13 protein-coding genes are annotated in these 19,423 nt (G+C 52.2%); 6 read left to right on the top strand and 7 right to left on the bottom strand.

What is annotated here, in order from left to right:
• Positions 1 to 62 precede the first annotated feature (62 nt).
• The 4 genes from HFP08_RS12930 to HFP08_RS12915 form a co-directional block, all read right to left on the bottom strand.
• Complete coding sequence (locus HFP08_RS12930) at positions 63 to 1,145, bottom strand: Gfo/Idh/MocA family protein (RefSeq protein WP_168121013.1); 1,083 nt, start codon at positions 1,143 to 1,145, stop codon at positions 63 to 65.
• 12 nt (positions 1,146 to 1,157) lie between these two features.
• Positions 1,158 to 2,090 carry an AraC family transcriptional regulator gene (locus tag HFP08_RS12925; protein ID WP_346768732.1) on the bottom strand — a complete coding sequence of 311 codons (933 nt, stop codon included), beginning with the start codon at positions 2,088 to 2,090 and terminating at the stop codon, positions 1,158 to 1,160.
• Positions 2,091 to 2,164: 74 nt separating this feature from the next.
• Complete coding sequence (locus tag HFP08_RS12920) at positions 2,165 to 3,166, bottom strand: Gfo/Idh/MocA family protein (protein ID WP_168121012.1); 1,002 nt, start codon at positions 3,164 to 3,166, stop codon at positions 2,165 to 2,167.
• 116 nt (positions 3,167 to 3,282) lie between these two features.
• Entirely contained in the window at positions 3,283 to 4,134 is an 852-nt protein-coding gene (locus tag HFP08_RS12915; RefSeq protein WP_168121011.1) for a helix-turn-helix domain-containing protein, read from the bottom strand.
• Between the two features lie 142 nt (positions 4,135 to 4,276).
• On the opposite strand from HFP08_RS12915, the gene HFP08_RS12910 reads away from it, so the two are divergent.
• Entirely contained in the window at positions 4,277 to 5,569 is a 1,293-nt protein-coding gene (locus HFP08_RS12910) for a Gfo/Idh/MocA family oxidoreductase (RefSeq protein ID WP_481856570.1), read from the top strand.
• Between the two features lie 308 nt (positions 5,570 to 5,877).
• Positions 5,878 to 7,284, top strand: coding sequence for a glucuronate isomerase (gene uxaC / locus HFP08_RS12905; RefSeq protein WP_168121009.1), 1,407 nt, complete (start codon positions 5,878 to 5,880; stop codon positions 7,282 to 7,284).
• A 101-nt stretch (positions 7,285 to 7,385) separates the two neighbouring features.
• Here uxaC and HFP08_RS12900 read toward each other — a convergent pair whose 3' ends face one another.
• The 3 genes from HFP08_RS12900 to HFP08_RS12890 all read right to left on the bottom strand — a co-directional run bounded on the left by HFP08_RS12900 (position 7,386) and on the right by HFP08_RS12890 (position 10,518).
• Entirely contained in the window at positions 7,386 to 7,604 is a 219-nt protein-coding gene (locus HFP08_RS12900; RefSeq protein WP_168121008.1) for a hypothetical protein, read from the bottom strand.
• A 57-nt stretch (positions 7,605 to 7,661) separates the two neighbouring features.
• Complete coding sequence (locus HFP08_RS12895) at positions 7,662 to 8,903, bottom strand: aspartate aminotransferase family protein (RefSeq protein ID WP_240941354.1); 1,242 nt, start codon at positions 8,901 to 8,903, stop codon at positions 7,662 to 7,664.
• Positions 8,904 to 9,072: 169 nt separating this feature from the next.
• A complete protein-coding gene (locus tag HFP08_RS12890; protein WP_168121007.1) occupies positions 9,073 to 10,518 on the bottom strand; it encodes an alpha/beta hydrolase in 1,446 nt (481 codons plus the stop codon).
• Positions 10,519 to 10,706: 188 nt separating this feature from the next.
• On the opposite strand from HFP08_RS12890, the gene HFP08_RS12885 reads away from it, so the two are divergent.
• The 4 genes from HFP08_RS12885 to HFP08_RS12870 all read left to right on the top strand — a co-directional run bounded on the left by HFP08_RS12885 (position 10,707) and on the right by HFP08_RS12870 (position 19,421).
• Positions 10,707 to 12,776, top strand: a complete 2,070-nt coding sequence (locus HFP08_RS12885) for an InlB B-repeat-containing protein (protein ID WP_168121006.1) — start codon at positions 10,707 to 10,709, stop codon at positions 12,774 to 12,776.
• 74 nt (positions 12,777 to 12,850) lie between these two features.
• The gene (locus tag HFP08_RS12880) at positions 12,851 to 17,479 is read left to right on the top strand and encodes an immunoglobulin-like domain-containing protein (protein ID WP_168121005.1); all 4,629 of its coding nucleotides are present in this window, start codon (positions 12,851 to 12,853) and stop codon (positions 17,477 to 17,479) included.
• 283 nt (positions 17,480 to 17,762) lie between these two features.
• Entirely contained in the window at positions 17,763 to 18,593 is an 831-nt protein-coding gene (kduI, locus tag HFP08_RS12875; protein ID WP_168121004.1) for a 5-dehydro-4-deoxy-D-glucuronate isomerase, read from the top strand.
• Positions 18,594 to 18,626: 33 nt separating this feature from the next.
• Positions 18,627 to 19,421, top strand: a complete 795-nt coding sequence (locus HFP08_RS12870) for a DeoR/GlpR family DNA-binding transcription regulator (protein ID WP_168121003.1) — start codon at positions 18,627 to 18,629, stop codon at positions 19,419 to 19,421.
• Positions 19,422 to 19,423: the final 2 nt, after the last annotated feature.

Here is a 19,423-nt window from a genome sequence, read left to right as displayed (position 1 = left end):
AAAGCCGTTTGGCATTCCCTTGCCCTTTGCACGTTTCATTGCCCAATAGGCGTTTAGAACGTTTATAGATAGACCGCTTCGCCGGTTCTGGCAGATGTATAGATGGCCTCCAAAATTTGCGAAACAACAAAGGCTTGCTCCGGCGTAACGATTGGCACGGTATCATCCTCAATCGCTTTGATCCACATTCTCATCTCCAGATCGGAATCCTTCGCGGAGTTGTTGCCTTCGAAGAAGGCGACGCCGCCGGCTTTCAAATCGACTTCCTTCGTGAACAAGCGGCTGTGCTCTTCGCCGTTAATGCGAAGGCCGCCCTTCATGTCCGCTCCGCCTTCCGTTCCGCAAAGCGTGCATTTCGCCTCGTCGATGTCGAGGGAGTTAAGCGCCCAGCTCGACTCCAGTACGATGGAAGCGCCGTTCTCCATGACAATCATGCCGAATGCGGAATCTTCAACAGTGAACTTGGCGGGATCCCAGGGTCCCCATGCATTAGCGGAATTCTCGCGCTGCGACAGCTTGTGGTACGAGCGTCCCAGAACGACCTTCGGCTTGTAGTTGTCCATCATCCAAAGCGTCAGATCAAGCGCATGCGTGCCGATATCGATGAGCGGTCCTCCGCCTTGCTTCTCTTCATCGAGGAATACGCCCCAAGTTGGAACCGCGCGGCGGCGGATCGCATGAGCCTTCGCGTAGTAGATTTCGCCCAGCTCGCCGGATTCGCATACTTTCTTGAGGTGCTGGCTGTCCGGACGGAAGCGGTTGTTATAGCCGACAGTCAGCTTCTTGCCGGAGCGCTTAGCGGCTTCCACCATGCGCTGGGCATCTGCAGCAGTCTTCGCCATAGGCTTCTCGGTCATAACATGCTTGTCCGCTTCCAATGCAGCAATCGCAATATCGGCATGGGAATCATTCGGCGTGCAGACATGAACAATGTCAATCGATGAATCCTTCAGCACTTCCTTATAATCCGTATAAACTTTGGCGCCTTCAGCGCCGTATGCAGCCGCCGCGTCGATCGCGCGTTGTTCCACGATATCGCAGAAAGCTACCATTTCAACGTTCTGAATCGGCTTCAGGCTTGGCATATGCTTGCCGTTCGCAATTCCTCCGCAGCCAATAATCGCAATTTTGTACACTTTGGACATGTTGGTTTCCTCCTAATGGTTGCTCCGATATTCGGATGGTGTCATGCCGTAACGCTTGCGGAATACGGCATGCAGATAATTGCCGCTGGAGAAGCCGGCGTTCTTGGCGATTTGTTCAATGGATTGCGCGCTCTCTCGCAGCGATTTGCATACATGCGTCAAGCGAATGTCTTCAAGAATTTGGCTAAACGAAGAGCCTCCATGAAGCTCCTTGAACAAGCGTTGAAGCTGCCTGGAGCTGCATCGCAGCTTCTCGGCTACCTCTTCAAGCGACAGAGCGCCGCCATAATTGGCCTGCATGAACTCCAGAGCTAAGTGATAGCGATAGAGCTTCATATCCTTCGTTGGAAGCTTCTTCTCCTCATTCACCGTTTCGTAGCCTCTCACCGCGCGCAGCAAAATCTGGATCACATTCTGCTTGATGGTCGTATAGCTGCCCGCATAATTCGCTCTGCAGGCTTCATAGGCTTGGAGGAAGCAGCCCATCGCATTATGCAAATCCTGAGTTGGGGAAAGCGGCAATTGACTCAGCTTTCTAATGCAGGAGCGCGCTTCCTGCCACTCCCAGTCTTCGGGAGCGGGTAGAGAGGCTTCCGGCTGCGCGTCGAAGCGATCCGTAATATCGACATGAAGACACAGCTCTTCCATTGGCTCGTGGAGATCCGATTCCTGATAATGCATCACTTCGGGACCGGTCAGGTAATATTGTCCGGACTTCAGCGCAAAGGGCTCCTCGCCGAAGCTTACGAGGCCTTTGCCCCGCGGAATGAAATGAAATTCATATTCCGCGTGCTTATGGAACGAAATCGTATGGCCCGGTTGAAACCTTACATAATGAAAGCGCATTACATGGATATCATAGGGCCCCCACTGCACGCGAAGATCAAGCTTCTCGAGCTCGTCGGGACGCTCCAGCATAGGCTCGAAGGAGTTGCTGACCGCCACCTCGTCTCCTCCTCGATTGTAGCATAATGTGCGGCTCGGTTAAATGCGACGCGGAGTCGAATTCACGGTCCGAATCAGTCGAGCTCGCTTAAGGAAACCTTGCGGTTTTCTTTGTTCGATCTTGTCGCCGCATCCATCAGCTTGCTTAGATTAAGCGCGCGCTGAATGTTCTCCGTTGCGGCCGTATCGTTCTCGATATGCTCGACCCATTGGCCGAAGGCATTCATTCTGCTTGCTGGAAGAGGAACCTCGGTCCAGCCTTCCGCATTCGCGAATTTTCCGACATTGCTGCGAATGAGAAGCTTCTCTTCGGGCGTTCCGTACATCAGCGTACCCTCTGTGCCGTGAACCTCGATGCAGAAAGGCGAATGCGGATTCACAAAGCCCGCTTCGACGATTCCGACCGCACCGCTCTTGGTCTCCACAGTCGCAACCGCATTGTCTTCAACCTCGCGTCCGCTGACATAGCCGTACTGGGTTGCAATCGTAACGGGAAGCTCGCCAAGAAACAGATTGGTCAAGTACATCGGATGGCAGCCCAGGTCGATCAGCGCGCCACCGCCGCATTGCTCCAGGCTGTAGAAATGCTCGGGCAGCCAGCCAGCCAGCGCCCCGTTATGAGACAAGCGGACTCGAACAAGCGTAACCTCGCCAAGAGCTTTCTGCTCCAGCAGCTCTCTAATGGCAAGCGTGTAGCCGGCGTTCAATCGGGGAAGGGAGACGGTGAGCTTCACGCCGGCTTTCTCGACTTCGTCTAATATGGCTAATGTATCTTCGAGCGTTGTTGCGACAACCTTCTCCGTGAAGATATGCTTGCCCGCCTTTGCAGCGGCAACCATAACCTCTCTGTGCCGGTTCGTTGGAGCATCGACGATGACGGCGTCGATATCATCGCGAGCAAGCATGTCGTCCAGGTTCGCATAGAAGGGAACCCCCAGCTTCTCAGCCGATGCTTGACCTCTTTCCTCGATTTCATCCCATACGGCGGCAATTTCGGTATTCGGATGGTTTAGCGCTTCATTCGTGTATTCCCACGCATGCACATGCCAGTAGCTGATTTTACCAATGCGAATCATGCTGGTACCTCCTTGGATTTAACTCTAATAATATATAAATTTATGACAACAAATTAAATTTACCACACTTTCATCCCCATTTTAAGTGTAAATTAACGACCATTTTATATGTGAAATTACGACATGTTATTGCGATAATGACGAGGAGACATCGAAGTAACTCTCTTGAAGGTTTTCCCAAAATGAGAGAAATTATCAAATCCAACCTGTCCGGCGATTTCCGTAATGCTGAGCGTTGTTTCGCTTAGAAGACGCTGTGCTTCCTTCACCCGCGTCAACGTAATGTAGTCGGAGAAGGAGAAGCCCGTCACCTCCTTGAACATGCGGCTCAAATAATAAGGCGAAATAAAAAAGCGTTCGGCGAGCTCGTTCAAACGGATGGGCTCCCGGAAATGTCCGTTAATATGGTGAACGATGTCCGATATTTTGGCATGCAGAGGGGAAACATGCGTAAACGGAGTAGGCTCATGATGAAGAAGATAACGCGCTGAAATAAGCATAATGTCGATGCAAGCTTGCCTCGCCATCAAGTCGAAGCCCGGCTCCTTGCCGCGCAGCTCCTTCAATAAGGTTCGCGCCGAAGTCTGAATATCGACTTGCTCGCGATGAGGCAGCCGCAGCACCGGGCAGGTCTGCTGAAAAGGCGAAAGCAGCAGCTCTGCATGCTCGCCGTACCATTTGCGTATCCAATGATCATTCGCGTGTATGATGAGACGCTCATGCGATGGGTCGCCGAGCTGCATCGTTTTGTGAACATCATGCTTGTTAATGAAGACGAGATCTCCCGCTTCAACGGAATAGGAGCGGTCGCGTATGAAATAGACGCGTTTTCCCGAAAGCAAGTAGTAGATTTCATAGTAGGAATGATAGTGCTCGCTCGTCATGTTGTACGGCTCGGACCGCTTCATATATTCAATGTAAAATTGGGATGTTTCACCAAAGCTGAGACTGCTCGGGGGCTGCTGCATAGCTGATTCTCCTTGTTCATTGGATTTCGCAATATAAGCGTAGTACATAGAAAATTTCGCATGAAATCGGGTTTATTATAGCATTTTTATGCGCTATGATGAAGCGGAGAAATAAAACCACAGTCAGCGGGAGGAAATGGTTATGTCCAAGAAGAAATACGTATTGGTAGGAAGCGGCGGTAGAGCCGAGTTTTTTTATGGTGCGATTGCAAGTCAGTTCCGGGAAACCTCCGAGCTGGTGGCTTTCTGCGATATTAATGAAACCAGAATGGCGTATGCGAATAAAATGCTTCAAGAGAAGTACGACCATGCAGCGATTCGTACTTATAAAGCCGATCAATTCGATCAAATGATCGAAACAGAAAAGCCCGATGCGGTAATCGTCACGACAGTTGACCGCACGCATCATACGTATATTATTCGCGCCATGGAGCTTGGCTGCGACGTGATTACGGAGAAGCCGATGACGGTTGACGAGAAGAAATGTCAGGAGATCGTGGACGCTGTTGAGCGTACGGGACGCAAGGTGCGCGTGACGTTTAATTACCGGTACGCTCCCCATCATACGAAGGCGAGAGAGCTTATTCAGGACGGCGTAATCGGCAAGGTCACTTCCGTTCACTTCGAATGGCTGCTTAATACGCAGCATGGCGCGGATTACTTCCGCAGATGGCATCGCAACAAGAATAACAGCGGCGGCCTGCTCGTTCACAAATCGACGCATCACTTCGATCTCGTCAACTTCTGGATCGGCTCGCAGCCCGAGTCTGTGTTCGCTTACGGCGATCTTATGTTCTACGGCCGCGAAAACGCGGAGAACAGAGGCGTGACCTCCTTCTACGAGCGCGCGACAGGTAATCCTAATGCCAAGGACGATCCGTTCGCGCTGCATTTGGACGAAAATGAACATTTAAAGGGCATGTATCTCGACGCCGAGCACGAGGACGGCTATCGCAGGGATCAAAGCGTATTCGGGGACGGCATCAATATCGAGGACACGATGGGCGTGCTTGTGAAATACAAAAATAATGCCATTCTTACGTATTCGTTGAACGCTTATATGCCATGGGAGGGCTATCGAATCGCATTCAACGGCACCAAGGGGCGGATCGAAATGAGCATTGTGGAGCAATCCTATGTGAATTCCGGCGGCGACAAGGCGCTTGAAGGCGCGCTGAAGGGCAAGACGATGAACGTGTTCCCGATGTTCGGAGAACCGTATACCGTTCAGGTTGAAGAAGGAAAAGGCGGACATGGCGGCGGCGATCCTGTGCTGCTTAACGATATATTTGGAGAGCCGGTGCATGATCCCTTTAATCGCGCGGCGGATCATAATGACGGAGCCCGCTCGATCCTGACGGGAATCGCGGCCAACAAATCCATTCAGACAGGCAAAGCGGTAGAGGTCGATCAACTGGTGCAATTTCATTCTTAAAGAGGTTGTTCAAAAAGTCCAATTTTGATCACGTAGTATATCAAGAAGCCTATTCGACGTCGAATCTTGCATTCAGCCGAAACAAGCATATGCTTACGAAGCGATGTTTCCTCCGGAAACATTTCAATTGCTCACGTAGTATCCACTACAAGCGGATGCTTTCGAAGTGCGTTTCTCACGAAACGTTTTAGCTACTCAGTTTCTAGCTTCATACAAGCTTCTTGGTGCTGAAAACCGGTCTTTTTGAACACGCACTTAAAGAGGTATATTGAACACATACTAAAATTAGGCGAGGTGGTACGAGAGAGATGAAAGCGTTTATGGATGACAACTTTCTATTATCGAATGACACTGCCGTTAAGCTGTATCATGAATTCGCGAAGGACATGCCGATTATCGATTATCACTGCCATTTGAGCCCGCAGCAGATTTACGAGAATACCTCATTCTCCAATCTGACGGAGGCATGGCTGTACGGTGATCATTATAAGTGGCGCGCGATGCGAGCCAACGGGGCGGAGGAGTCGCTCGTGACAGGCGGAGAGGGCGTGTCGGATTACGACCGATTCCTGGCTTGGGCGAAGACCGTTCCTCAAACGCTCGGCAATCCTCTCTATCAGTGGTCGCATCTCGAACTGCAGCGCTTCTTCGGAGTCTATGAGCTTATTAACGAGAGCAATGCGCCGAAGATCTGGGAGCAGGTGAACGCCAAGCTTGCTTCGGGGAATTTCAAAGCGAGAGATCTGATCAAGATGTCGAACGTGGAAGTGATCTGCACAACCGATGATCCGGCGGATTCGCTCGAGTATCATAAGAAGATCAAAGAGCTCGAGGGCTTCGAGACGAAGGTGCTGCCTTCCTATCGGCCGGACAAGGCGCTTGAAATCAATCGCCCGACCTTCGTAGAATGGATCGGCAAGCTTGGCGATGCGGCCGGCGGGGCAATCAACGATTATGACGGCCTTCTTGCCGCGCTTGAATCGCGAATTCGCTTCTTCGACGAGGTCGGCTGCAAGGTATCCGATCACGCCTTCGATTATGTGCCATACGCGCCGGCATCGAAGGACGAAGCGGCGCTGATCTTCGAGAAGGCGCTTCGCGGAGAGGCGGTTACGCTTGAAGAAGAGAAAACCTACAAAACGTATACCTTCCTCTTCATGGGCAGATTGTACGCCGAACTGGGCTGGGTGATGCAGCTTCACATTAACGCATCGCGCAACAACAATACCAGGATGTTCAACAAGCTGGGTCCGGATACGGGCTTTGATTCGATCAACGACAGCCTGGTCGCTTATCCGCTGACTCGTCTGCTCGACGAACTGGACGGCACCGATTCCTTGCCGAAGACGATCCTCTATTCGCTGAACGCAAGAGACAATGAGGTGTTGGCGGCATTGATGGGCAGCTTCCAGGGCGGAGGCATAGCGGGCAAGCTTCAGCTCGGCTCGGCCTGGTGGTTCAACGATACGAAGAACGGCATGCTGGAGCAGATGAACTCGCTAGCAAATCTTGGCTTGCTAAGCCGCTTTGTCGGGATGCTGACCGATTCGAGAAGCTTCTTGTCTTATACGCGGCATGAATATTTCCGCAGACTTCTCTGCAATTTGCTCGGGGAATGGGCGGAGAGCGGCGAAGCGCCTCAGGATATGGAGCTGCTCGGCGCCTACGCGAAGAACATTTCATATGGGAACGCGAAGCAATATTTCGGATTCTAGTCTTCATAAGGATGAAAAGGAACGTTCTTTCCGGAGCTTGCCGTTAACGGCAGTCGGAGAGGGGCGTTCCTTTTTGCTTTTCCGTACATACAGGGAATAGATCAGCTCGGCCGAAACGGGTTGACCGCATGCTTCAGCATCTGAGGCCCTGCCATATTCGCCGCAATGCAGAACCATTCTGTTGAAATTAGCACCTTGCTTATGAGATAGAAGGCAATCCCGCCCAGAAGCTCGAAAGCGATAAATTGCTTCCATTTCCAAGCGGGCACTACATAGACTGCGAAAGGCTCCCGCAACCGGGCGTTCGGTCTGATTCTCACATGAACTTCCTCCTGCTTCTTCGCTTGTTATCACCGTAACTAACGTATGCAGAAAGGCTATTCCGCCATGACTATGGCTTCACGAAGCGAGAGCTCCAGCTTACGCAGCATCTCCTCGATATGCGCCTTCTCTACGATCAAAGCGGGCATGAGACGGATGGTGGCAGGGTTCGTCACATTGATGAGCAGGCCGTTTCGCATGCATGCCTCCGCTAGCGGAGCTGCGGAGCCTTCCGACACATCGAAGGCGATCAGGAGGCCTCTGCCTCTTGGGCGGGCCAGCAAGCCTTGATTCGCAAGCTCGCCAAGTCCCTGCAAAATCGCTCGCCCTTGCCGTTCGGCGTTGTCGGCCAAATTCAGACGCAATATCTCCCCCACGACAGCATGACCTGCAGCCATCGCCAGCGGCTGTCCGCTGTGCGTGCCGCCTTGATCCCCGGCATTGAAGAGATCGAATGGCTCGGTCGTCAGCATGGCCGAAAGCGGGAAGCCGCCCCCGATTCCTTTGCCCAGTGTCAGGATATCCGGCTTGATGCCGTAATGCTCGTAAGCGAACAGCTTGCCCGTGCGGCCAAGCCCGGTTTGCACCTCATCGAAGATAAGCGCTATGCCGTACATATCGCATATTTTGCGGAGTCCGTACAGATAGGCTTCATCGACTTCATTCACGCCGCCTTCTCCCTGAATAAGCTCCAGCATAATTGCGCAGGTACGATTCGTGACTGCGGCGAAGCAGGCGTCGAGGTCATGGAAGGGGACGTGAATAAACCCTCCCGCCTTGGGCTCGAACAGCTCCTTCCACGCCGGCTTGCCGGTCGCGGACATCATGGCAAGAGTTCGTCCATGGAACCCTTGCTTCATCGTAATGATTTCGCAAGCTCCGTCCAAATGGAGCGCGCCATGCTTTCTTGCCAGCTTCACCGCACATTCATTCGCTTCCGCTCCGCTGCTGGCGAAGAAGACCTTGTCCATACCGCTTATATGGGTCAGAAGCTCGGCGAATTCCAGCTGCGGCTTGTTATAGTAAGCGGGACTCGCAAGCACAAGCTTCGACGCCTGCTCGGCGAGCGCCTTCTGCAAGGCGACCGGCGAATGGCCGAGGGCGTTGACGGCCCAGCCGCCGACGAAGTCGAGGTACTCGCGTCCTTCTGTATCACTTATATACATGCCCGTTCCGCTTTCCATAATGACGGATGGGCGTTTGGTTGTGAACAGTAGTTTCTTGCCAGCGCCAAGCAATACGTTTTCGGGCGCAGCTTGCATGGCCTCTTGAGCAGGCTCCTTAACGATTTGCTTCATATGATCAAGCCTCCATTCATATCAATGTATAAATATTCATTGTAGAGTATAAATATACACTCCTTTTTATACAGATACAAGAGGCAAAAGGATGGGGCGATCAGCGGGGTGAATCAAAGGGGGCTGGCTTGCGCATAATGATGCTCGGAAGGGAGGAACATCGGCCTTGTCATTCCAACAATTGCATGGCTTTCCGTTCATATGCCGCAGCGGCATCCTCTTGATGCAAATCACGAAGCTTGCATGCAATCCAGCTGCACAAAGAACAATACTGCGTCTCCATGGATTCGCGCATTTCAAGATACCAATCCTCATAAAGATGCGTAAGCATCTTATGCGGGAAAATTTCTACAATATGTTTGCCCCGGTTTAAATCCAGATCTCCTATTAACGCTTGCGAGCAGGCTTCCTTCAATTCTTGCAAATAGGATGTAGCATCGCACCAAATATCGCCTTGCAAAAAAACATGCTCACGGTCCCTATGCAAATATTCGAAGCCTTCTTCTGTACGGAGAACCGTTGATAGATAATGCAGGTTCATTCGTAATTGGTTGCGGGCCTTATTCAAAACCAAATCCGGCCATAGCTTATCCATTAGTTCTTCACGGGAGACTGTTCGGTGAAACAGAAGGTAAAGAAGCAAGCTTTTTATTTTGCGATGATTCCATCCTTTTGTTACTTCCAGCTCTCCGATTTGTACGCGAAAGGTATGCATGAGATGAACGGACAGCCGCTGAGTCGTATTCATATGTTCAAACCCTCGATAGAGCGCCGCAGTTATTTCCTGATTGTTTAATTGTAGCCCCGCTTCGTCGGTATTCCCTCTTTCGGTATCGGCTATAAAGCGATGGATTTCGGAGGCTGCAGCTTCCGGATTGTCAAAAGCTGCAAGATGGGATGCGCCCGGTATAATGCGGAATTGCGCCCCCATTATATGGGCCGAAACTCCATTGAGAGATGGCGGGAACAAACGGTCTTCCGAGCCGGCCAGCACGAGGAGCGGTACGTCGATATGCTTAAAATCCTCTATGTAATCTTCGGTAATGATGGCATTTATGACTTTAAAATGCGATTGTTTGCTAGTCTGGTCGAATAGCGATTTCAGCTTGGCCATGGAGGCGGCGTCCTTCTTTACCGTCAGATTGGAAAGAATGAATTGCTTGTAATGATCGTAGCTAACGGCTGATTTCTCCAGAATCTGATTGACTAGTCCTTCCTTTTCCTTTCCGGAAAGATATACAGGCTGCGGTGAAATCACAATGAGTCCGGCGACCAGCGAACCGTGGCTGCGGCAAAATCGGGAGGCTGTGAATCCGTAACCGTTATTGGCGACGATATAAAAGGGTTTGCGGAAAAAATGACGAGACATAAAAGCCAATTGATTCACCGTCAGATCGAGTGGTTGATAGTCCTCTTGCGGAAGCTCGGATTGGCCATGTCCGGGCAAATCATACCGCAGCACATTAAAGTTAAGTTGAAGAAACGGAATGATGGGATCGGCATCATGCATATTCAAACTGATATCGTGAAGCAAAACAATATTCCCCTTCGGTCTAGTCAAAGCCGGGAGATATTCGTATCGGACGCGTATTCCGTTAAAGCGAATTTCAGGCATGAAGAACACCTCGTAATAGGATAGGGAAAGGACGCTGAAATGATACTGAAATGATGTATTAGTTATTATACGACATGTGGCTCGAAATTTGTTAATTTTTGTCCGATTTTGCGCCGAAGGATGGAGTGGAGAGCGTCGAATTGCAATAGGGCAAGGAAAACGGAATGACAAGAGAGGAGAGGTCTGCGGTGAATGGTTTCAGAGCAAGAGGATTCTTTTTGGTGTGTGCGTTTATGCTGATTCTTCTTATTCCTTATAACGCGACAGTGTCTGCTGCCGAAACGGATTGGCTGACCTTAGGCGGTGCGGGAGCTTCGGCAGGGGAGGCGAGGTACACCTCCATAGCGATGGATAGCCATGACAACCCGTATATTGTCTACATGGATGACGAAAACTCGGGTGGAGCAACGGTGATGAAATACAACGGGAGCAACTGGGAGTTAGTTGGCGCTGCCGGGTTTTCAACTGCGAAGGCACTTGATGCTTCGATCGCTCTGGATAGCAGCGACACGCCTTATGTAGTCTATCAGGACAGCGGCAATTCTTATAAAGCGACGGTAATGAAGTACAATGACGATACGGGCAATTGGGAGGTCGTAGGCAGCGCTGGATTTTCGGCGGGTTCGGTATCTCAAACATCCATCGTGCTGGACAGCCACGATACGCCTTATGTCGTATACAACGATTCCGGACATTCAAAAAAAGCCACGGTGATGAAATACAACGGGAATAGTTGGCAAGAAGTAGGTGTCGCCGGATTTTCAGCAGACATGATTGCCAGTATCTCCATTATGCTGGATAGCGGAGATGTTCCCTATGTAGCATTTCAAGATATCGGCAATTCCTCTAAAGCAACCGTAATGAAATATGACGTTACGAGCAGTCAATGGGAGCTGGTGGGCAATGCCGGTTTTTCGGCAAGTTACGCTTTCTATACCTCAATTGAGCTGGACAGCCGCGACATGCCCTATGTTGTCTATAAGGATGCCGGGAGCGCCAATAAAGCAACGGTAATGAAATACAATGGCAGCAGTTGGGAGCCAGTAGGCAGCGCCGGTTTCTCGGCAGGAGAAGCTTCTTATACTTCCATCGCTATAGATAGCAGCGGTACTCCATACGTTGCCTATGTGGATGGAGGGAATTCGAATAAAGCGACGGTCATGAAATTCAATGGAAGCAGCTGGGAGGAAGCGGGCTCCGCCGGCTTTTCAACAGGAGAGGTTTTCTTTACTTCCATCGTACTGGACGGCCAAGATACGCCTTACATCGTTTTTCAGGATGAAGGAAATTCAAAGAAAGCGACGGTCATGAAGCTGCCGCCCGTCTTCTCCGTAACCTATGACGATAATGTCAGCGACGGCGGAAGCGTACCTGGCGACAGCAATACGTATGCGGAGGGCGAGTCCGTTACAGTTCAGAATAATAGCGGGAATCTGTTTAAAGAAGGATATGTGTTTGCCGGCTGGAACACGCAGTCGGACGGCAATGGAACGAATTATGCCGGCGAAGGCGATCCAATATCCTTCAGCATGGGCGCGTCCAATGTGGCGTTATTCGCAAAGTGGGAAATCGAAAGCTACACCGTAAGCTTCGAGAGCAACGGAGGAGCGGCGGTGGACAGCCAGTCGATCCCTTATAGGGGAACCGCAGATGAACCAGCGGAGCCGGCGAAGACGGGTTATCTATTTGACGGGTGGTATACGGATGAACTGTTGTCCGATCCGTTTGATTTCAATACGGCGATTATCGAGTCTGTGCAATTGTATGCGAAGTGGAAGGCCAATGCGAATCTTGGCAGTTTGACGCTGTCGAGCGGCACGCTTGATCCGGTGTTCGATAGCGCTACATTGGCGTATTCGGCAATCTTGGACAATAGCGTGACATCGATTTCGATCACCCCGACTGCAGCGGACAGCAGCGCGGCGATAACGGTGAACGGCGAGGCGGCAATAAGCGGAGAGGCATCGGGTGAAATCCATTTGACCGTAGGAAGCAACACGATAACGTTAGCGATAACGGCTGCAGACCGTTCAACAACGCGGATATATGTGTTGACGATCAAACGAATGGCTGCGCCAGGCGACGGCAATGGCGACGGACAGATAACGCCTGCCGACGCGCTGCTCATCTCCGGGTATGTCAATGGCAAGCTTAATCTGTCGGAAGAACAACGGAGCATACTGGATATGAATAACGATAATAAGGTTGATATGTCTGACGCGACCCTTGTGCTTCAATATTATCTTGGATTCAGATAATATCGTTGACGGGTTTTGATAGAGGTAATGTTTGATACGTGGCGAGTACGATCGAAGCGGAGGTTTGATTTATCATGAAATTATTCGGAGCAAGATTAAGCTTGGCGGTAATAGGCATGTTGTTGTTTGCTTTCCTAATCCCTGGCCAATCGTATGTTTCAGCAGCCGTAACGGAGTGGCAACCTGTAGGGGACGAAGGATTTTCAGAAGGTGCCGCTTACTATAATTCCATAGCGATTGACAGCAACGGTACGCCCTTTGTGGTCTATAACGATCAGGGCAATTCGGGTAAAGCAACGGCAATGAAATACAATGGGAGCAGTTGGGAGGCTGTAGGCAATGCAGGTTTTTCAGCCGGCAAGGTTAGTTTTCCTTCCCTCGCATTGGATGGCAGCGGCACGCCGTATGTCGTTTACAGGGATATTGCGAATTCAAAAAAAGCAACAGTGATGAAATATAATGGAAGCAGTTGGGAGACTGTGGGCAATGCAGGTTTTTCGGCAGGCGATAATTATTATACTTCCATTGTGCTGGACAGCGGCGACACGCCTTATGTGGTCTATAAAGATGAAGGGAATATAAGTAAAGCTACCGTGATGAGGTACGATGGGAGCAACTGGGAGGAAGTAGGGGATGCAGGCTTCTCGGCAGGAGCGGCCGATTACATATCCATCGTGCTTGACAGCAACGACACACCCTATGTTGTCTATAAGGATGCTGGGAACTCCAATAAAGCGACAGTGATGAAATACAACGGGAGCGTCTGGGAGGAAGTAGGAAACGCAGGATTTTCAGCAGGAACGGCCGAATATACGTCTATTGTGCTGGACAGCGGCGACACGCCCTATGTTGCCTATAGGGATGCTGGAAACGCCAATAAAGCGACAGTGATGAAATACAACGGGAGCGTCTGGGAGGAGGTAGGGAACGCAGGATTTTCAGCAGGATCGGCCGAATATACGTCGATTGTGCTGGACAGCGGCGACACGCCCTATGTTGCCTATAGGGATTTTGGGAACTCCAGTAAAGCGACAGTGATGAAATTTAATGGGAGCAGCTGGGAGGAAGCAGGCAGCGCAGGTTTTTCAGTTGCAGATGTTTCCTATGTCGCCATCGCGCTGGATGGCAGCGACACACCTTATGTTGTCTATCAGGATGGCGGAAACGCCAATAAAGCCACGTTGATGAAGCTGGCTGCTGCCTATAACGTAACCTATGATGGAAATGGCAGCGTCGGCGGAAGTGTACCGAGTGACAGCAATACGTATTCGGAGGGAATGTCGGTAACTGCGATGACCAACAGCGGGAACCTTGCCAAAGAAGGATTTATATTCGCTGGTTGGAACACGGCGGCGGACGGAAGCGGAGTCGCATACGGGGCAGGCGATCTGTTGACAATGGGCGAGGAAGATGTGACCCTGTATGCGCAGTGGGCAATCCCGGTAACGATGGAGGTCGGCCAAGCATTGGGAGCGCCGGGGGATAACGTCGATGTTCCGGTGTTCTTGAATCCGGGAGATCAATCTTTCTGGCAGTATGCGATGGATATTGCCTATGATGCGAGCGTGCTTGAGCTTGCGGGCGAAACTCCGGTGACAGACGAAGCGGGAGCCGTAATTTTTGATCTGGACACATCGACAGAAGGTATCATTCGTGTTGCAGATGCGAGTTTTCTAAGCTTCATGGAAGAGAAAACAAAGGCACTTACCCTTCATTTCAAAATAAAAGATTCTGCGGCACCTGGCGATTCAAGCGTTACGGTGAACAATGCTTCCTATACCGTTGATACGGAAGGGGCTCCGATTGAAGCATCGTTCATCACATCGGGTCGGGTAAGCGTGGCCGGAACGGTTGATGTGATGATCGGAAGCGTCAGCGGTAATGCCGGGGAGAGCGTGCAAGTGCCGGTGTCCGTAAGCAATCCTTCCGCAGCCATCGGAGCGTTCGGCATGCAAATGGTTTTCGATCCGAGGGTGCTGGCAGTGACGGATATCTCCGGGAACACTGGCGACCTGTTTCTATCCAATTACGACAATAGTGAAGGCTGGCTGAAGACGGCATGGGCGGACGCGGAAGGCGGCGACCATTCGATTGCGGCAGATCAAGCGATCTATACGATTACGTTCTTGATTCAATCGGATGTCGATTCGGGAGATGTGTCGCTGTCGGTGACGGATGCGAACGATCCGCAATTCTTCACCTTCACCGATCTGTCGGGTCTGGAAATGGGCAAAGCGTTAACGAGCGGGAAGGTGACGGTTGTACCGACCTATAGCGTGATGTATGACGGCAACGGCCATGACGGAGGAAGCGTGCCGACGGACAGTCATGCTTATGCAGAGGAAGCAATCGTATCGGTTATGGACAATACGGAGAATCTAGTCAAGTTCGGCTATATGTTCGGCGGCTGGAATACGGCGGATGACGGAACAGGGGACTCTTACTTGGCAGATGAGACGTTCATGATGGGGACGGACGATGTGACGTTGTATGCGAAGTGGTTGGTTAACGAGTATAAGATCAGCTTCGAGAGCAATGAAGGAAGCGCGGTATCGGATGTAAGGGGGGATTACGGTACGACGATTAACGAACCGGCAGAACCGACAAGGGAAGGCTATGCTTTCGGCGGTTGGTACAAGGATTCCGAAATGACCAGCGTGTGGGACTTCGAGAGCGACACGGTTCCGGTAGATGGAACGACGCTGTACGCGAAGTGGGCGATGACCGATGCGGAAGCGGTAGCGCAGGACAAAGCCGCGTTGGTTATTGCATTCGCCGCAGAGAATAGCGCAACGAGCGTCACGCAATCCGTCTATCTGACGGAGGGCGGAACGAACGGTACGGCGATCAGCTGGTTGTCGGACAAGCCGGAAGTCATCGATAGCGAAGGCAACGTAACGCGTCCAGGCTTCGAAGAGGGAGATGCGGCGGTCACGCTGACGGCGACGATTCGCAAGGGCGAAGTCGAGGAGACGCAGACGTTCGAGGTGATCGTGAAAAGGCTGGCGCAAACCGATGCGGAAGCGGTAGCGCAGGACAAAGCCGCGCTGGTTATTGCATTCGCCGGAGAGAATAGCGCAACGAGCGTCACGCAATCCGTCTATCTGACGGAGGGCGGAACGAACGGTACGACGATTAGCTGGTCGTCGGACAAGCCGGAAGTCGTCGATAGCGAAGGCAACGTAACGCGTCCGGCATCTAGAGTCGGCGACGTCATCGTGACGTTGACGGCGACGATTCGCAAGGGAGAAGCCGAGGAGACGAGAACGTTCGAAGTGATCGTTCTGGCCAAGGCTTCAGGCTCGGACAGCAATAACGGCGGCGGGTCTCATGCCGGATCAGATTCATCCGATGACTCGTCATCCGGCGGCGCCGAAACGATCCAGGTGGATGTAGAGGCAAGCGGAGCGGGAACCGTCACGCAGACCGAGATTAAGCGGACAACGCTGCCTGACGGAACGAAACGGGATCTCGTCGCCTTGTCCGCCGACAAAGCGAAGGAAGCGGCGGAGAGGACGAGGGAGGCGGGGTCGGACAAAGTTCGCGTTGTTATCCCCGATGCAGAGGACGAGGTATCGGAGGTGCGCATCGAACTGCCAGCCGAAGCGCTGCAAGCGGTAGTCGAGGAAGAATTGTCGTTGGAGATCTATACGGATAACGCAACGATTACGATCCCGCAAGAGACGTTGGCGGATGCGAACGAAGACTACTACTTCCGCATCGTGCCGCTCAAGACGGAAAACGAACGCGAGGAAGCGGAGCAGCGGGCGCGTACGGAGACGGTCGTGCGACTGGCTGTAGGCAATGAACAGGCGGAGCAAATGGAAGTGGTCGGCCAACCGATGACGATCGAGACGAATATGCAGAGCCGCCGCGTCGAGATTGTGCTGCCGCTCGCCGACGAGACGTTAAGCGAAGAGCAGCTTGGGGAGCTGGGCGTGTTCATCGAGCATAGCGACGGCGAGAAGGAACTGGTGAGGGGCGAGATCTTCGCGTATGGCGATAGCGGCAAGCGCGGCATCAAGTTCACCGTCACCCACTTCAGTACGTTTACGATTGTGCATGCGGATGGATGGCAGCAAGGCTCTTCGAACGGAGACGAGCCGGCGGCCTTGCACACAGCGTATATCTCCGGATACGAAGACGGGACGTTCGGCCCGGACAAGGCGGTTAGCCGCGCGGAAATGGCGGCGATGCTGGCTCGGATATACGGAGCGGATGCGGAGCAAGGAAGCATAGCGTATACCGATGTAGCTGCGGGGCACTGGGCGAAGGACGCGATCGGAGCAGTAGCGGCGCTGGGCTTGATGCAAGGGTATCCGGACGGCAGCTTCAGGCCGGAGCGGACGATAACCCGGGCGGAGATGGCGAGCATTGCTGCTAATCTGCTGAACGGGACGCTGACGGCGAGGGGCGGAAACAAGAGCCCGGGCGCGAGCGGCAAAGGCAGCTTCCTTGATACTAGCGGCCACTGGGCGGAGGAAGCGATTACGCAAGCGAAGGCGGCAGGGATAATTAACGGCTATGAGGACGGAACGTTCCGTCCGGACGAGACGCTGACCCGCGCGCAGGCGGTGACGATCCTGAACAAGCTGCAGGGCAGAGATCCGTTGACCGGAGCGGAGCAGAGGTGGAGCGATGTGCCGGCAAGCCATTGGGCGTATGGGCATATTCAGGAAGCCTCCGCAGGTTATCACGATTGAGGAAGTAGACGGCAACGGAAACCATTCATTCGGTTGACACAAGAAAAGCAATATCCGAAGCAGGAGGCTCTCCATAGATAGGGGGAGCTTTCTGTATTTCGTGTTTAGTCCAGCTTGCATGTACAATGAAATTGTTGAACGCAAGGTTGGGAGGCTTACGCTGCGCCAAGGTGAACGAGCTCTCGAAAGTACTGTTTTTGTTCGGAAATGTGTGATAATATAGAAACGAACATAAACAAACCGATTCGCAGCTGCGAATCCCATTATAAGGAGGCTATTATTCATGGAAATTCGTCACACGACAAACCCGACCGATGTTAAACAGTATGATACCGAGCGTCTTCGCAAGGAGTTCCTGATCGAAAGTCTGTTCGAGCAGGATCAAGTGAAATCGGTCTACACGCATTATGACCGCATGGTGGTCGGCGGAGCTTTGCCTGTGAAGGAAACGTTGACGCTCGAAGCTCCCGACACATTGAAGACTGAATATTTCCTGGAGCGCAGAGAAGTGGGCTTCCTCAATATTGGCGGACCTGCCGTCATTACCGTTGATGGAGAATCCTATGAACTGGACAAGCTGGATGTACTCTACGTGGGCAAAGGCAAGCGCGAGGTGAAGCTGGCGAGCAAGGATTCGGCCAACCCGACCAAGCTGTATTTCTGTTCCGCGCTGGCGCACAAGGAGATCCCTACGCGCAAGATGACGATGGAGGAAGCGAATCCGACGCATCTTGGCTCGCAAGAAACTTCCAACGAGCGCATTCTGTACAAATACATTCACGCGGACGGCATCCAAAGCTGCCAGCTGATGCTTGGCGTTACGAGTCTGCAAACCGGAAGCATCTGGAACACGATGCCTTCTCATGTGCATGATCGCCGCATGGAGGCTTATCTGTACTTCGATATGGCGGAAGAGACTCGCATCTTCCATATGATGGGCGAGCCTGCCGAAACCAGACATCTGGTTGTCGCGAACGAGCAAGCGATTATTTCCCCGCCATGGTCGATCCACTCCGGCGCGGGCACAAGCAACTATACGTTCTGCTGGTCGATGGCCGGCGAGAATTATACCTTTACCGATATGGATGTTGTTCAGGCGAGCGAGTTGAAATAGAGCAGCTTCATCCGGAAGACAGGAGGCGTTTCTATGCTTGCGGCAGAGAGACATCGCGTTATCATCGAATTGCTGGAATCAAGCAGCGCGGTCAAGGTATCCGAGCTTAGCGAACGCTTCGGGGTAACGGAGAAGACTGTGCGGGAGGATCTCGAGAAGCTGGAGGAGAAGGGACTGCTTCGCCGCATTCACGGCGGGGCGGTTCTGGATTCGGGCGGCGAAGACAGTCTGCTCCCGCTGCAAATTCCGAACAGCAAGCATCAGCGGGAGAAAGCTGCGATTGCCGAGCTGGCGCTCTCCTGCATCGAGCCGAATGATATTGTCGCCTTCGACGCGGGGAGCTCGACGCTCGAGCTTGCGAAGCTGCTTCCGAATATGGCTTTGACCGTCATTACCAATGATTTGCTGATTATACGCGAGCTGACGGCAAAAGAGGACATCAGGCTGGTCGTGCCTGGCGGCTATCGACAGAACAACATGCTGATCGGCGGCGAATCGCAGGAATGGATTTCTCGGCTGAACATTCATAAGCTGTTTCTATCCACGACCGGCGTTCATATGGAATACGGTCTTACGATTTTCACCGAGGAAATGGCGAAGCTGAAGAAGCTGTACATGGATAATGCGAAGACCGTTTATTGTCTGGCGGATCACAGCAAATTCGACAAAGGCGCGTTGATTACGTACGCGGCTTTGGAGGATGTTCAAACAATCATTACCGATGATGGCATTGCTCCCGAGGTTGCGGCCAGATATGAAGCGCGCGGCTTGCAAATCATGAGAGCGGAGCTTGGGGTCAGCGGAAAGCGGATGAAAGGGAAGGGATAAGA

The sequence above is a fragment of the Paenibacillus sp. HB172176 genome (genome assembly GCF_011947265.1).
In the GTDB taxonomy this organism is placed as follows: Bacteria; Bacillota; Bacilli; order Paenibacillales; family Paenibacillaceae; genus Pristimantibacillus.
Note: the sequence above shows the minus strand (reverse complement) of the source record. Positions and strands in the feature narration are given on the sequence as shown.